This window comes from Pseudomonas sp. 203-8 (genome assembly GCF_020708595.1).
In the GTDB taxonomy this organism is placed as follows: domain Bacteria; phylum Pseudomonadota; class Gammaproteobacteria; order Pseudomonadales; family Pseudomonadaceae; genus Pseudomonas; species Pseudomonas aeruginosa.
In genome coordinates this window covers 342,364-358,107 of the sequence record NZ_JAJFDF010000006.1, presented here as the reverse complement: position 1 = coordinate 358,107, position 15,744 = coordinate 342,364, and the positions used below count along the sequence as shown (strand labels likewise).

The following is a 15,744-nucleotide window of genomic DNA, read 5'->3' as shown; positions in this document are numbered from 1 at the left end:
ACTCTGCCGACTAGCGACACGACGCCAAGTCATGACGATGAACGGACAGCCTGCGGAACTGCACCGCCCGATTCCCACCCTCGCCCGCCTGCCACGGCCGGTCTACGCGCGCGCCGAAAGCCTGCGCGCCGGCTCCTGGACCTCGCGCCACCGGCACGCCTGGGTGCAGCTTTCCTACGCCATCAGCGGCGTGCTCGGCGTGCATACCGCCGAGGGCAGCTTCTTCGCCCCGCCGCAGCGGGCGATCTGGATTCCGGCGCAACTGGAACACGAGGTGGTCACCTCCACCCGCGCCGAGATGCGCAGCCTGTACATCCGTGGCGACGCCTGCGCCTGGGCGCCGACGCGTTGCCGGGTGCTGGAGGTGACGCCGCTGGCGCGCGAGCTGATCAAGAGTTTCTGCGAGTTGCCGGTGGACTACCCGGAGGGCGACAGCGCCGAATCGCGGCTGGTGCAGGTGCTGCTGGACCAGTTGCGGCTGCTGCCGGAGGTCGCCTTCTCCCTGCCGATGCCGCGCGAGCCGCGCCTGCTGCGGCTGTGCCAGGCACTGATCGACGAACCGACCCAGAGCCTGACCATGGGCGACTGGGCGCAGCGCCTGGGCACCTCGGAAAAGACCCTGTCGCGCCTGTTCCAGCGCGAGACCGGGATGAACTACCGGCTCTGGCGCCAACGCCAGCGCCTGCTCGCCTCGCTCAACGCGCTGGAAGCCGGCGACAGCGTCACCGGCGCCGCCCTGGACAGCGGCTACGACTCGACCTCGGCCTACATCGCCGCCTTCAAGGGACTCTTCGGCTTCACTCCCGGCGAACTGTTCCGCCAGCGCTGAGCCCGGCGAAGGGCCCAGCGCGCGGGGCTCAGAGCACGTCGATGGGATAGTCGACGATCACCCGGTATTCGTCGATGTCGTTGTCCACCGCGCTGTAGCCGCCGGTGCCGCGGTGGGTGGCCCAGCGCAGGCGCAGCGAGAGGTCCTTGGCCGGACCGCCCTGGACCACGTACTGCAGGTCGAGGTCGCGTTCCCAGTGCTTGGCGTTCTTGCCGTCGGCGCTGTACCAGCCGCCGTAGCCGGGGCTGTCCGGATCGACCCGGGTCAGGTCCAGCTTGCCGCGCGAGTACGAGGCCGAGGCGCTCAGGCCGGGTAGGCCGAGGGCGACGAAGTCGTAGTCGTATTGCAGCTTCCAGGACTTCTCGTTGGGACCGTTGAAGTCGGAATACTGCTGCGAGTTGTCGAGGAAGATGCTGTCGCCCTGGTTGATGTAGTCGAACGGCGTGTTGCCGTTGACCTTCTGCAGCACCGCGGTGACGGTGTGCTGCCTGTAGCCGACCGCGAAATGCAGGCTGTAGGTGTTGTTGTCGATCCGGCCGAGCAACGAGTCGCCGCTGTCGACGGTCTTGTAGTAGTGCGCGCCGGGGTTCAGCGACCAGTTGTCGTCGATCTCGTAGGTGTAGTCGACGTCGGCGTAGTACTGCTTCCAGACGTTCTGCAGTTCGGCGGCGTACAGGCTGCTGGTGAAGCCCTCGATGCCGCCCCAGGTGCCGCCCAGCCAGCTGAGATGATGGCTGTCGCGGTCGCCCGGCAGTTCGCCGTAGTACGAGCCGAGGCGACGGTGGCCACTCTGGTTGTAGTACTTGGTGAAACTGACCTGGCCAGCCGTGAGGGTCAGGTCCTCGAAACTGTTGTTGGTCAGGCTCACACCGCGGAAGGTCTGCGGCAGCATGCGCGACTCGCCGCCGGCGACCACCGGGTTGCTGAGGAACTGGTCGCCCAGCTTCAGCTCGGTGTCGAAGGCGCGGATCTTCAGCGCCGCCCCGCCACTGGAGAACTCATCGGGCGCCTTGCCGGATTCGTAGCCTTCCTTGCTCGGCGCGGTGATCGGCAGGATGCTGGTGCCGCCGGTACCGCCGCCGCCGTCGAGCTTCAGCCCGAGCATGCCGTAGGCGTCGACGCCGAAGCCGACCACGCCGGGCGTGTAGCCGGACTGAAAGGTGGCGATGAAGCCTTGCGCCCATTCCTTGCTGTCGTGCCCGGAAGCGTGCCGGCGGTCATGGTTGAAGTAGTAGTTGCGGGTCAGCAATTGGAGGCTGGAGCCTTCGATGAAGCCTTCTTTGGCTTCCCCCTCATCGGCCCAGGCGGCGGACGCGGTGCACAGCGCCAGCGCCATCGGCGTCAAGGCGAACAGATTCCTCATTGCGGTTGCTCCTTCTTACAGCGTGGTGAAATCCGGCAAGGCCGGAAAGCGTGTTGTGGTGTCGTTCCCGGCGACGCTTCTGCTGGCGTCGCGCGGGCGATCGCTCCCATGGGGCGCCCAGCCGGGCGCAACCCGAAAAAAAAGGCCGCTGGTATCAGCGGCCTTGAGAAGACGTCGAATAGGAGCAATCAAAGTTCGGCGTCGGGAAGTCTTGCCAGTGTATTTCCGGACACTGGAAACCGGCTGGAACGCAGTCGGACTCTTCTATTGAAAGTCTCTTCGACTCATCAGGCTTTAGGCTTTCCACGTCCCGCTCTTGCATGGCGAGATCGATGAAGACAGAACGAATATCGTCGACAGCCAGCGACAATTATCCATTGAGCTGGCGCGATTATATTTTTTTGCCACTATCGGAAAAACCCGATATCCAACGAAAGTCTTTTACATATTCTGCAAGAATTGTCCGAACGGTCAGGAAGGCAAAAAAAAACGCCGCATATCATATGCGGCGCAAGGACAGGGTACCCAGGCTCACGCTTCCCGAGTACCCGGGGGAAGCCATGGCGCGGCTGGCGCCATGCGCTAGATCAGGTGTCGCTGCGGGCCCCGGCCTGCGCGGCGGAGGCGGAAAGTTCCTGCTGGTGCTCGATGGCCTGCTGGTTGGCGTCGACCATGCGGTTGGTCATCAGCGAGGACTCTTCGGCGAAACCGGCCTGGGAAAATGCGAGGGAAAACAAACTGAGTATGGCGGCAGCAAGGATCTGGCGATTCATGGCGGGTCTCCGATGACACCCTGTTCACTTGGGACAGGCGCCATATTAGTTAACCGCCATGCTCGGAAAAATAGCCAAACAGACGAGAGAGTATTACCTCAATAACAACAATCCTTCACTGTGCCCAGTAACTTGAACTTTGCATGGTGGTTTCGTCGCGGGCGAATGCCTGGGGAAGTTCCTGTTGCAACAGATCGACCCAGGTGCGGATCTTCGCGTCCAGGTAACGCCGCGAGGGATACAGCGCATAGATGGTCCGCTGGTGCATGGCATGGCCGGGCAACACCCGTAGCAGCTCGCCGTTGCGCAGCGCCGCGGCCGCCACGTAGCTGGGCAGCAGGGCGATGCCGAGGTCGGCCTTGGCCGCCTGGGCCATGACCTCGGCGACATTGACCATGAAGGTGTTCTGCGGGCTGACGGTGCGCTCGCCCTGCTCGTCGGCGAAGATCCAGCCCTCCGGGTAGGCCGGGTCCTGCAGGCGCAGGCAGACGTGGCGCTCCAGGTCGTCCACCGAGCGTGGCACGCCGTGCTGCTGCAGGTAGCCGGGACTGGCGCAGAGCACGCTGTGGATGCTGCCCAGGCGCTGGGCGACGAACTCCGAGTCGGGCAACTGGCGCTCGCCGGTGATCAGCACGTCCTGGCCTTCCTCGAGCATGTCCGGGTTGCGCTGGGACAGGGTCAGCTCGATCACCACGTCGGGGAACAGTGCGCCGTAGCGGGCGATCATCGGCACCAGGTGATGCTGGCCCATGCCCATCAGCGACTGCACGCGCAAGCGGCCGCAGGGGCGGATGTGCGCGCCGGCGGCTTCGGCCTCGGCGACCTCGATGTCCTCGAGGATCCCGCGGCACCGCTCCAGGTAGCGCTCGCCGGCCTCGGTCAGGGCCAGGCGCCGGGTGGTGCGGTGCAGCAGGCGCGTCTGCAGGTGCGCCTCCAGGTCGGAGATCAGCCGCGATACCTGCGCGGTGGACAGGTCCAGGGCCTGGGCGGCGGAAGTGAAGCTGCCGCTGTCCACCACCCTGGCGAACACGCGCATGCCTTGCAATGTGTCCACTATTACCTCGGTTGCAAAACAGATTCGTAAATTGGTCGGATTTTCCCTGGCGCCGGGCTGCCTATACTGGCCGCCGTCGCCGTAGCAACGCCGGGCATACCCTGCCCGGCGTCGGGGCGGATGGCCCACCCGCCGTCCGCTCTCCTTCCCCCCGCACAGACTCTGCTACGGCGGCGCCCCCTTCCCCTTACGCCGCGCTCAGCGTCCCGGTTCCGGAATCCGGTACCAGGCGACGTACAGCGCCGGCAGGAAGATCAGCGTGAGCAGCGTGGCGGCGACGATGCCGCCGATCATCGCATAGGCCATCGGCCCCCAGAACACTTCGCGGGCGATGGGGATCATCCCCAGGCTGGCCGCCGCCGCCGTCAGCAGGATCGGCCGGGTGCGGTGGTGGGTGGCTTCCAGCACGGCTTCCCAGGGCGTCTTGCCGTCTTTCTCGAAGGCATCGATCTGGGTCACCAGGATCACCGAGTTGCGGATGATGATGCCGATCAGCGCGAGAATCCCGAGGATCGCCACGAAGCCCATCGGCGTGCCGGTCGGCAGCAACGCCGCGACCACCCCGATCAGCCCCAGCGGCGCGACGCTGGCCACCAGGAACAGCTTCTGCACGCTCTGCAACTGGATCATCAGGCAGGTCGCCATGAGGAACAGCATCAGCGGCACCACCTTGGCGATCGGGCCCTCGGCCTTGCCGCTCTCCTCCACCGTGCCGCCCACTTCGATCCGGTAGTTCGCCGGCAGGCCGTCGGCGAAGCGCTTGACCTCCGGCGCCAGCCGGGCGACCAGGTCGGTGGGCTGGATCTCGCCGCGCAGCGACGCCTTCACCGTGATCGTCGGCTTGCGGTCGCGGCGCCACACCAGCGGCTGCTCCAGCTCGTAGCTGACCTTGGCGAACGCCTTGAGCGGGATCGAGGTGCCGCTGGGCGTGACGATCTGCAGGCTCTCCAGGGTCTCCAGCGAGCCGCGCTCGCTATCCTCGGCGCGGCCGATGACGTTCACCAGGTAGATGTCGTCGCGCACCTGGGTCACCGTGCTGCCGGTCACCACGCTGTTCATGATCTGCGCCACGTCCTCGGAGGAAAGCCCGAGCTGGCGCGCCTTGTCCTGGGCGATGTCGATCTTGAGCATCTTCCCGGGCTCGTTCCAGTCGTAGACGATATCGCCGATGTTCGGGTTGCCGTCGAGCACGCCGGCCAGGCCCATGGCGTACTCGCGGACCTTGTCGATCTGCGGTCCGCTGACCCGGTACTGGATCGGCCGTCCCACCGGCGGCCCCATCTCCAGCGGCTGCACGTAGGTGCTGATGCCGACGTAGTCCTTGCGCAAGCGATCGCGCAGGCGCGCGGCGACGCGCTCGCGGGCCTCCAGGTCCTTGGTGACGATCACCAGCTGGCCATAGAAGTTGTTCTGCAACTGCTGGTCCAGCGGCAGGTAGAAGCGGATCGCGCCTTCGCCGACGTAGGCGCTCCAGTGGTCGATGTCCTCGTCGTCCTTCAGCGTCGCTTCCAGGCGGTCCATCACCGCCCTGGTCTCGTGGATGCTGCTGTTTTGCGGCAGGTTGAGGTCGACCAGCAGTTCCGGACGGTCGGAAGACGGGAAGAACTGGTGCTGGACGAACTTCATCAGGAACAGCGACACGCCGAACAGCAGCGCGGTGAGGAAGATGGTCGTCCAGCGCCGGCGCATCGCCAGGTGCAGCAGGCTGTCGAAACGCTCGGCGATGCGGCCCTTCTTCTGCTCCGACTTGTGCTTGAGAGTCTTCGGCAGGATGTGCACGGCGATCACCGGGGCGAACAGCACCGCGACGATCCACGACAGCAGCAGCGCCACGGCGATCACTGCGAACAGGGTGAAGGTGTACTCGCCGGCGGAGCTGGCGTTGAGCCCGATGGGCACGAAGCCGGCCACCGTCACCAGGGTCCCGGTGAGCATCGGGAAGGCCGTCGAGGTGTAGGCGTAGGTCGCCGAGTCGTGCAGCGAGTCGCCCAGTTCGAGGCGCGTGATCATCATCTCCACGGTGATCATGGCATCGTCCACCAGCAGGCCGAGGGCGATGATCAGCGCGCCGAGGGAAACCCGCTGCATGGTGATGTCGGTGTATTCCATGAACACGAAGACCATCGCCAGCACCAGCGGGATCGAGCAGGCCACCACCAGCCCGGCGCGCAGGCCGAGGCTGACGAAGCTGACGATGAGGACGATCACCACCGCCTCGAACAGCGCCCGGGTGAAACCGCCGACCGCCTTCTTCACCACCTGGGCCTGGTTCGACACCTGGTGCACGCCGACACCAACCGGCAGTTCGCCGGTGATCTCCTGCATGCGCGCATTGAGCGCCTCGCCGAACTCGAGGATATTGCCGCCCTCCTTCATCGCCACCGCCAGGCCGATGGCCGGCTCGCCCTTGTAGCGGAACAGCGAGGTCGGCGGGTCGACGAAATCGCGGCTGATGCTGGCCAGGTCGGACAGCCGGTAGAAACGATCGTTGACCCGCAGGTTGACCGCCTGCAGGTCCTTTTCCGAACGGAAGTTGCCGGAGGTGCGCACCGAGATGCGCTCGGGGCCGGCCTCGACCACGCCGGACGGGGTCACCGCGTTCTGCGCCTGCAGGCTCTGCACGACCTGGCGCTGGTCGAGACCGAGGGCGGCCAGCTTGCGGGTAGAGAAGTTGAGGTAGATGACCTCGTTCTGCGCACCGATCATCTGCACCTTGCCCAGGTCTTTCACCGAGCGGATGTCCAGGCGCACCTTCTCCACGTAGTCGCGCAGCTGGCGGAAGTCCAGGCCATCGGCGGTGAAGGCGTAGACGCTGCCGAACACGTCGCCGAACTCGTCGTTGAAACCCGGTCCCTGGATGCCCTGGGGGAATTCGCCCTGGATGTCGGATATCTTCTTGCGCACCTGGTACCAGATATCCGGGATGTCGCCGGCCTTGGTGGTGTCCTTGAGGTAGACGAAGACCGTCGATTCGCCGGGTCGCGTGTAGCTCTTCACGTAATCCAGCGAGTCCAGCTCCTCGAGCTTCTTCTCGATGCGGTCGGTGACCTGCTCCAGGGTGTCGTCCACCGTGGCGCCCGGCCAGCGGGTCTGGATGACCATGGTCTTGATGGCGAACGAGGGATCCTCCTCGCGCCCCAGGTTGAGGTAGGAGAACACGCCCATCACCAGCGATACCGCCATCAGGTACCAGACCAGGGACTGGTGGCGCAGGGCCCAGTCCGACAGGTTGAAACCGCCCTTCATCGCGCATCCTCGTCGAGTTTGATCTTCTGGCCGGGCTTGAGGCTGTTGACTCCGGCGCGGACCACCCGGTCGCCGTCGGCCAGGCCCTGTCCGATCACCACCTGGCGTTCGTCGCGGCTGAGCACCTGTACCTCGCGCAGGGCCACGCTGGACTGTTTCCCATCGACGACCCAGACCTGGGTCTTGCCGTCGCGCTCCAGCAGCACGCTGGCCGGCAGCACGCTGCGCACGCTACCGGCGCTGCTCAGCTGGACCTGGATGGTCGAACCGAGGCGAAACGCCTCCGGCGTCTGCGCCAGGCTCAGGCGCACGCGACGGGTGCGGGTCGAGGCGTCGGCCTGCGGACCCAGCTCGCGGATGCTGCCGGTGGTCCTGGCCTGCGGGTCGAGCTGGGCGCTGACCAGGAAGCGCGCGTCGGCCGGCAGGCTCTCGGCGACCTCGGTGGGCAGGTCGAAGACTGCCTCGCGCACTTCGGGCCGGGCCAGGGTGACCACCGCCTGGCCGGCGCTGACCACTTGCCCGGCCTCGGCGTGCCAGGTGGTGATGACGCCGTCGAAATCGGTCACCAGGCGCGTGTAGGAAAGCTGGTCCCTGGCCTGCTGCACCGCCGCTTTGGCCTGGTCGAAGCTGGCCTGGCTGGTCTTCAGGCGGGTCCGCGCATCGTCCAGGCGCGCCTGGGCAGTGACGCTGCGGGCGAACAGTTCTTCCTGGCGCCGGGCATTGGCCTGGGCGTCGATCAACTGTGCCTCGGCGCTGGCCAGGTCGCCCTGGCTGGCGCGCAACTGGTTCTGCTGGTCGGTGGGGTCGAGGGTCGCCAGCAGCGCGCCCTTGCCGACGAAGTCACCGACGTCGAACAGGCGCGAGGCGATCCGTCCGTTGGTGCGGAAGCCGAGCACGCTCTCGTAGCGCGCCTGGATGCTACCGGCGAAGCGACCGAGGTCGTCGTTCTTCAGGGTCTTCACGGTCACCGTCAGCACCGGCCGCGGCGGTGCCGGCGGCGGCTCGTCGCCGCAGCCGGAGAGGAGCAGGGCGAAGCCGAACAGGCCGGCGAGGGAAAACGGCTTCATGGCTGGCCTCCGCCCACGGCGTCGCGGCTGGCGGTGCTCTGGGTCGGCTGCGGCGGCTGGGCCACCTCGACCACCTGGCCCGGATGGAGCAGTTGGCCGCCCACCGTGACCACCGTCTGGCCCGCCTCCAGGCCACCGTCGATGACCACCTTCTCGCTGGCGTAGCGTGCCACCCGCACCGGTTGCAGACGCGCCTTGCCTTGCTGGTCGAGCAACCAGACCGCCGGCTGCTCGCCGACCTTGGACAGCGCCGACCAGGGCAGCACCACGCTGTGCTCGGCCGGCGCGGCGACGCTGGCGTTGACCACGCTGCCGAGGCTCATTTCCGCCGGCACCGAGTCGAGGCCGACCTTGACCTTCAGCGTACCGCTGCGCTCGTCCACCGTCGGGGTGATCTCGCGGACCTTGCCGCTGGCGGTGACTTCCGGCTTGCCGAGCAGGCTGACGGTGATCCGCTGGCCGTCGACATCGTGGCTGAACAACGACTCGTAGACGTTGAACACCGCGTCGCGCTCGCCGTCGCGGGCCAGGGTGAAGATCGGCACGGTGGCCTGCACCACCTGGCCGACCTCGGCCTGGCGGGCAGTGATGACCCCGGCGTCGGAGGCACGCAGCTCGGTATAGGAAAGCAGGTCGCGGGCGTTGGCCAACTGCGCCTGGGCGGCCTTCAGCGAACTCTGCGCGCTGCGCACCGAGGCCAGCGCCTGGTCGTACTCGCTCTGGCTGGTGTAGCCCTTGGGCAGCAGCGCCTTCTGCCGCTGGTAGTTGAGGTCGGCGAGCTTCGACTGCGCCTGCTGCGCGGCGACCGCCGCCTGGGCGTTCTCCACGTTGCTGCGCTGGTCCTGCGGGTCGAGCCGCGCCAGCACCTGGCCAGCCGCGACGTGGTCGCCGACATCGACCAGGCGCTCGACGATCTTGCCGCCGACACGGAACGACTGGTCGGCCTGTACCCGTGCCTGGATGTCGCCGGTGATCGAGGTGGCCGAGGCGAACTCGGCCATCTTCACCGTCTGCGCCAGCACACGGACGTGTTCCTCGGCGGGCGGCTCGGCGCCGCAACCGACAAGCAGGCCGGCGCACAGGATGGCGGGCAGCGCCATCCGCGACCAGCGACCTTTGGAATGAAAAGCGCCTCTGGCGTCTGACATGCCTTCCCCTTCGCGATCCATACAGATACCGGCCGATACGGCCGGAAACTCCCAGAATTGGCAGGGATTCTAGCCGCGTCCCCAAGGATTGCGACTATCAGATGGAAGCGGGGGTTCCTTTTCCAAACTTGTGGAGGGGATCGCCTCCGGCGTCAGGTGAACAGGCGCGCGCTCAGCTCGCGGCTGGCCTCCAGCAGCAACGGCAGGAAACGGCTTTCCAGTTCGGCGCGGGAGACCCGCCCGGCATGGGTGCCGACGTTCAGCGCGGCGAGCACATGGCCGGCGGAGTCGCGTACCGGCACCGCCAGCGAGCGCAGGCCGACTTCCAGCTCCTGGTCGACGATGCACCAGCCCTGGCGACGAATCTCCACCAGGCACGGCAGCAGGGTCTCGGGGGTATACAGGGTACGGCTGGTCTTGGCCTGCATCTCCACTCCGCCGAAGTAGGCGTGCAGCGCGTCGTCGTCCAGCGCGGCGAGGAGGATGCGGCCCATCGAGGTGCAATAGGCGGGCAGCCGGCTGCCGACGTTGAGGTCCACCGAAATCAGCCGCTGGGGAGTGGCCGAACGGGCGATGTAGAGCACGTCGTCGCCCTCCAGGGTGGCCATCGAACAGGCTTCGTGGAGCTGTTCGCTGAGGCGGTCGAGGATCGGCTGCGCAGTGATCGCCAGCGGCGTCGACGACAGGTAGGCGTGGCCGAGGGTGAGCACCTTCGGCAACAGCGAGTAGGTGCGCCCGTCGGTGGTGGCGTAGCCAAGCTGCATCAGCGTGTGCAGGCAGCGACGCACGGCGGCGCGGGGTATCTCGGTGCGGTGGCTGATCTGGGCGATGGTCAGGTGCCGCTTGCGCTCCTGGAACGCATGGATCACCGCCAGGCCACGGGCCAGCGAGGTCATGAAGTTGGGATCGCCGGTGAAGGCCTCGATGCGCTTGGCCGGCGAAAGGACGGTCGGCGGCGCCAGGGTGGCGGGGTGTTCCGGGAGTTCGCTCATGGACGTTCGGGCTCGGGTCACGGAAAGGCTCGCCGATTATCGGACACTCGTTCGATCATCGCAATTGACCGGAGCGCCTCCGACTGTAGTACTGTCGGGGCTACCCATCGCCCTCCGGGAGTAATGTCAGGTACCCATCGGCGGGTTCTGGGTACGCCCTTGCCGCTCCGGCAAGGGCGCCCTTCCTTCCCGCGCGATCGATGCGCCTAGAAGTCAAAGAACACCGTCTCGTTGTCGCCCTGGATGCGGATGTCGAAACGGTAGGCGAGCTGTCCGTCCACTTCGCAGCGCTGCGCGAGCAGGGTGTCGCGACGCGGCGCCTGCTCGATCAGGTTGAGCACCGGACAGGCGGCGTTGGCCTCGGTCTCGTCATCGAAGTACAGCCGGGTCTGCAAGTGGATGTTGATGCCGCGGGCGAACAGCGAGACGTTGATGTGCGGCGCCATCGGCACGCCCTGGGCGTTACGCACCACCCCCGGCTTGACCGTGTGCAGGGTCCACTCGCCGGCATCGAAGGTGGTGGCGGTGCGGCCGAAGCTGTTGAACGGTCGCTCCGGATCGTAGCGCTCTTGGTAGCGGCCTTCGCTGTCGGCCTGCCAGAACTCCAGGAACGAGTCGCGCACCAGGTGGCCGTTGCCGTCGTAGACGTGGCCGAGCAGGAGGATGTGCTGGCCCGGCGCGTCTTCGCGGGCCATGCGGTTCCAGATCTCCAGGTCACGGGTCGGGTTGCCGGCGGCGGCCAGCGCCAGGCCGATGTGGACATAGGGACCGGCGGTCTGGGAAGGGGTTTCCCGCAGCAGTTCGTGGCTCATGGTCGGCTCCTCAGGCGTTCTCGAAGAAGGTCTTGCGCTGCCCGCGCAGGACGATGTCGAAGCGGTAGGCCAGGCAATCCATCGGGTTGGCCATGCTCATGTCGAGCCGGCCGATCAGGCTCTGCGCCGCCTCCGGGTCGGCAAGGGTGCGGATGATCGGGCACTTGGGGATCAGCGGGTCGCCCTCGAAGTACATCTGGGTGACCAGCCGCGCGGCGATCGCCGGGCCGCTGACAGACACGTGGATGTGCGCCGGGCGCCAGTCGTTGGGGCCGTTGCGCCAGGGATAGGGCCCGGGCTTGATGGTGCGGAAGTAATAGTGGCCCTCGCTGTCGGTGAGGGTCCGGCCGACGCCGCCGAAGTTCGGGTCGAGCGGCGCCAGGTAGCGGTCGTTCTTGTGCCGGTAGCGCCCGCCGGCGTTGGCCTGCCACATCTCCACCAGGGTGTGCGGGACCGGCTTGCCGTACTGGTCGAAGACCCGGCCGAACATGATGATGCGCTCGCCCTGGGGCAGGCCGCCGTGGTCGAAGTTGAGCAGCAGGTCGTTGTCGTGGCGGCCGAGCCTGAGGTGGGAGAAGTCCGGCCCGCTGGTTTCCGAGAGCGATTGCGGGATGCTCACCAGCGCCTGGCTCGGCGAGCGCGGCACGGAGGTCTTGTAGTCGGGGGTCAAGGCTTTGGGGTGCCAGTTTCGGTCACGGATGACGAAACGACGGCTTTCGGCGTCGTGCATGTCGGGCTCCTGTTATTCGCGTTATCGGTCGCCAGGCTTGTGGATTCAGGCATGGAAAACGAAGTCTTGCGCAGGAGGCGGGACGGGGACAGTGAATTATCCGGCCCCATACATAACCATTTGGTTATGCTTTATCAGTGCAACTCGGCGGCCACCTCGCGCAACACCGCGCTGAACCATTGCGCCCCCAGCGGCAACGGCAAGGCCGCGTTGTGGCACAGCCCGACCGAACCGCCCGGTTCGCGGATACCCAGGTCCAGCTCGGCCAGCTCGCCGTTGCCGACGTCCAGGCGCACGGCATCGCGCGGCGCCACCCAGATCGCCTCGCTGCGCAACACATAGCTGCGGCTGAGGGTCGGCGAGAGGGTTTCCAGGCGCTGTCCGGCGAGCGGGATGCCCCATTGCACGAACAGGCTGTCGGCGTGGCGGCGGATGGTGGTGCCGGCCAGCGGCAGCACCAGCGGGAATTCGGCCAGCCGCTGCGGGTCGCCGAGGGGCGCGGCGAGCAAGGGGTGGCCGGGACGCACCACCAGCATCATCGACTCGCTGTACAGGTGCTCGAAGGTCAGGCCCTGGATGTCCGGGCTATCGGTCATCCGCCCGACCACCAGGTCCAGCTCGCCGACCTTCAGTTGCGCCAGCAGGTAGGCGCTGGGTCCGGTGGCGACGCTGACCACCAGCGCACCGTGGCGCCGGTGCAGGCGCCGGATCACCTCGGGCACCACCAGGCTCTCCACCGTCGACAGCACGCCGACCCGCACCGTCTCGACCTGCGCCTCGTGGCCGCGCAGGGTGTTCACCCCGTCGCGCAGGGCCTGCACGCAGGGGCCGGCATAGCGCAGGAAGGTCACGCCCGCCTCGGTCAGCTCGGCGCCGGCCTTGCTCCGTTCGAACAGGCGCGCGCCGAGGATTTCCTCCAGTTCCTTGAGGGTCTTGGAGATCGCCGGCTGCGACACCGCCACGGCATCCGCCGCCTTGGCGAAGCTGCGCTGGCGGGCGACTTCGAGGAAGCAGGCGAGGTGGCGGAACTTGATGCGGTTGTCGAGGTTCATGGGGCGGCCGTGGCGGCGAGTGGTGCGGGCATGGTACCCAACGGGCGGGTTGGGAACGAGGTGTGGCGTGCGGCGAGGTCGTGCCAGGCGGTTCTCCGCCTTCCTTTCCCCAAAGGGAGAAGGCACTGGATGGCGGAACGACTCACGCGCCGGGCAATCCCTTCCCTGGGGGAAGAAGGAACCGGATGGAGCATGGTCGGGCAGCATCGCGCCGACCCTTCGCCCTTCAGGGGGGCCTCCACGTCCAGGAGGACGCCGGGGAACCCCACCTGGAGCGAGCGCCGACTCAGAACTCCACCGTCGTCGACACCTGGAACTGCCGGGGCTCGCCCATCGCCACGTACAGTCGATTGGCACTGGACGGGTAGTAGGTGCGGTCGAACAGGTTCTTCACGTTGAGCTGGAACTTCACGCCGTGCCCGCCGAAGCGGGTGTCGTAGCTGGCGAAGGCATCGGCCACGGTGTAGGACGGCAGGTCGAAGGAATTGGCCGGGTCGCCCGGGCGCTTGCCGACGTAGCGCGCGCCGCCGCCCAGGCGCAGGCGGTCGCCGCCGAAGAGCTGGCCGAGTTCGTAGACCGCCGACAGCGACGCGGTGTTGCGCGCCACGTTCTGCAGGCGCTTGCCCTCCAGGGTCGGGTCCTCGGTGACTTCCGCGGCGAGCCAGGCGTAGCTGCCGATCAGGCTCCAGCGTTCGCTGAGCTGGCCGGTGAGGTCCAGCTCCAGGCCGCGCGAGCGGACCCGGCCGGCGGCGCGCACGCTGCTGTTGCCGGCACCGTCGAGTTCGTTGACCAGCACGTTCTTCTTGCGAATGTCGAACAGCGCCAGGGTGCCGCTGAGACGCCCCGGCACATCCAGCTTGGCGCCCAGCTCCCAGGAGGTCGCCTCCTCCGGCAGGATCGCCGAATCGATGGTCTCGCCGGTGCTCAGCGGGGCGATGGTCGAGTTCGGCTTGAACGAGCGCGTGTAGCTGCCGTACAGCGAAACCTCGTCGCTCAGGCGGTAGACCAGGCCGCCGCGCGGCACCCATTTCTGCCCGTTGATATCGGTGTTGGCGTTGAACGGCCGGCCGCGCCCGGCGAGCTGGTCGTAGATCTGGTAGCGCGCGCCGCCGACCAGGATCCAGCGTTCGTCCAGGTGGATCGAGTCCTGGAAGTACAGCGAGTCGCTGCGCAGCTTGTCGGTCTGGTCGCTGTCGCCGGCGACCACCCGGGTCGACGGCACCACCTGGCCATAGACCGGGTCGAGGTAGTCGAAGCGGCTGGTCTTGCTGTCGCGCAGCAGGTCGGCGCGGAAGATCTTGCGCTTCTCGTGGTCCATGCCGAATTGCAGGTCATGTTGCATCCCGGCCAGTTGCAGCGTTCCGCTCAGGCCGAGGGTGGCGAAGCTGTCGCTGCTGACCGCGCCGTGGGTGCCGTCCATGCGCCGGGTCAGGGTGCCGTCGGCATTCACGGCCATCACCCGGGCCTGGTTGTCGTCGTAGGTCTCGCGACTGTAGCCGTAGCCGAAGTGGGCCTTCCAGGTGTCGTCGAGCTGCCGTTCGAGATCCAGGCGGGTCAGCTCGGAACGGCCCTCGGTGATGTTGAAGGGCTCGTCCAGGCGCCGGCTGCGCGGGATGTCCAGCGGGCGGTTGGTACGCGGGTCGATGGCCGTGCCACGGTCGAACGGCGTGGTGAACTCGCGGTGCTCGTAGCTCAGGTTGACCGTCGTGTCCTCGCCGTACCAGGCCAGCGAGGGCGCCACCAGCGTCTCGCGACTCTTGCCGAAGTCGCGCCAGTAATCCTCGTCCTCATGATCGAGGATCATCCGGTAGGCCAGTCCGCTGTCGCCCAGCGGGCCGGTGGAGTCGAGCTGGCCGCCGCTGCCGTTGCGCCCGTGGGCGTAGGCCGAGCCACGCAGGGTCAGGGCGTTGGCTTGTTGCAGTTGTGGCTTCTTGCTCACCACGTTGACCACCCCGCCCGGGTCCTGGATGCCATAGAGCAGGGATGCTGGCCCCTTCAGCACCTCGACGTGGTCGGCGGTGGCGGTGAAATTGCGGCCCTGCACCGAGGGCATGCCGTCGCGCATGATCGAGCCGTCGCGGTTGTCGCCGAAGCCGCGCTTCATCACCGCGTCCTGGGTACCGCCGAGGGTGTTGGCCTGGGTGATGCCGCTGATGTTGCCCAGCGCGTCGTCAAGGTTGCGCGGGCGCTGGTCCTGCAGCGCCTGTGCCGGGACCACGCTGATCGCCTGGGGGATTTCCAGTACCGGCGCATCGCCGCGGCTGATCGAGGCGTTGGCCGCCGGCCGGTAGGCCTGCGCCGGGGCGGCGGCGGAGACCGTCGTGGCATCGAGGTCGAGCGCGCCGCTGGCGGGGATCGGTTCCAGGGTCAGGGTGCGCTCGTCGATCCGCCGCGCGCGCAGGCCGCTGCCCTGCAGCAGGCGTTGCAGCGCCTCCTCCGCGTCCAGCGAACCGTGCAATGCCGGAGCGGTCGCCTGCGGCGGCAGCTCGGCGGTGTAGAGCAGCGTCTGCCCGCTGGCCCGGCTGAACGCGTTGAGCGCCTGGGCCAGCGGCGCGGCAGCCTGGCTGAAGCGGTAGCGAACCGCCTCGGCGGCCTGCACGATGGCGGCGAGACAGCCGAGGCTGAGGAACAGGGCGGGGAGAGTACGCAGGGCGAAGCGCGGGAACGGGGTCATGGGT

12 protein-coding genes are annotated in these 15,744 nt (G+C 67.3%); 1 reads left to right on the top strand and 11 read right to left on the bottom strand.

Going from position 1 to position 15,744, the window contains the following annotated elements; genetic code table 11:
* The first annotated feature begins 31 nt into the window (after positions 1-31).
* A complete protein-coding gene (locus tag LJF27_RS16430; RefSeq protein ID WP_003083886.1) occupies positions 32-829 on the top strand; it encodes an AraC family transcriptional regulator in 798 nt (265 codons plus the stop codon).
* Between the two features lie 28 nt (positions 830-857).
* Here LJF27_RS16430 and LJF27_RS16425 read toward each other — a convergent pair whose 3' ends face one another.
* From LJF27_RS16425 to LJF27_RS16375, 11 genes are all read right to left on the bottom strand, one after another.
* Positions 858-2,192, bottom strand: coding sequence for an OprD family porin (locus tag LJF27_RS16425; RefSeq protein ID WP_023117252.1), 1,335 nt, complete (start codon positions 2,190-2,192; stop codon positions 858-860).
* A 587-nt stretch (positions 2,193-2,779) separates the two neighbouring features.
* On the bottom strand, positions 2,780-2,965 hold the full coding sequence (locus LJF27_RS16420) for a hypothetical protein (RefSeq protein ID WP_003142428.1): 186 nt from the start codon (positions 2,963-2,965) through the stop codon (positions 2,780-2,782).
* Between the two features lie 115 nt (positions 2,966-3,080).
* On the bottom strand, positions 3,081-4,019 hold the full coding sequence (locus LJF27_RS16415) for a LysR family transcriptional regulator (protein ID WP_003121631.1): 939 nt from the start codon (positions 4,017-4,019) through the stop codon (positions 3,081-3,083).
* A 198-nt stretch (positions 4,020-4,217) separates the two neighbouring features.
* Positions 4,218-7,265, bottom strand: coding sequence for a triclosan efflux RND transporter permease subunit TriC (gene triC, locus LJF27_RS16410; RefSeq protein ID WP_229601856.1), 3,048 nt, complete (start codon positions 7,263-7,265; stop codon positions 4,218-4,220).
* Positions 7,262-8,332 carry a triclosan efflux RND transporter adaptor protein TriB gene (triB, locus tag LJF27_RS16405; protein ID WP_003083872.1) on the bottom strand — a complete coding sequence of 357 codons (1,071 nt, stop codon included), beginning with the start codon at positions 8,330-8,332 and terminating at the stop codon, positions 7,262-7,264. The genes triC and triB overlap by 4 nt, the downstream gene beginning before the upstream one ends.
* On the bottom strand, positions 8,329-9,480 hold the full coding sequence (gene triA / locus LJF27_RS16400) for a triclosan efflux RND transporter adaptor protein TriA (protein ID WP_003118583.1): 1,152 nt from the start codon (positions 9,478-9,480) through the stop codon (positions 8,329-8,331). The genes triB and triA overlap by 4 nt, the downstream gene beginning before the upstream one ends.
* A gap of 152 nt (positions 9,481-9,632) precedes the next feature.
* Positions 9,633-10,472, bottom strand: a complete 840-nt coding sequence (locus tag LJF27_RS16395) for an IclR family transcriptional regulator domain-containing protein (RefSeq protein ID WP_003083866.1) — start codon at positions 10,470-10,472, stop codon at positions 9,633-9,635.
* A 206-nt stretch (positions 10,473-10,678) separates the two neighbouring features.
* Positions 10,679-11,284, bottom strand: a complete 606-nt coding sequence (pcaG, locus tag LJF27_RS16390) for a protocatechuate 3,4-dioxygenase subunit alpha (protein WP_003118582.1) — start codon at positions 11,282-11,284, stop codon at positions 10,679-10,681.
* Positions 11,285-11,294: 10 nt separating this feature from the next.
* Positions 11,295-12,014 (bottom strand): protocatechuate 3,4-dioxygenase subunit beta, encoded by a 720-nt coding sequence (gene pcaH / locus LJF27_RS16385; RefSeq protein ID WP_003102187.1) that lies wholly within the window; start codon positions 12,012-12,014, stop codon positions 11,295-11,297.
* 134 nt (positions 12,015-12,148) lie between these two features.
* Positions 12,149-13,066, bottom strand: a complete 918-nt coding sequence (gene pcaQ, locus LJF27_RS16380) for a pca operon transcription factor PcaQ (RefSeq protein ID WP_009314968.1) — start codon at positions 13,064-13,066, stop codon at positions 12,149-12,151.
* A 286-nt stretch (positions 13,067-13,352) separates the two neighbouring features.
* The gene (locus LJF27_RS16375) at positions 13,353-15,740 is read right to left on the bottom strand and encodes a TonB-dependent siderophore receptor (RefSeq protein ID WP_023117254.1); all 2,388 of its coding nucleotides are present in this window, start codon (positions 15,738-15,740) and stop codon (positions 13,353-13,355) included.
* Positions 15,741-15,744 lie beyond the last annotated feature (4 nt).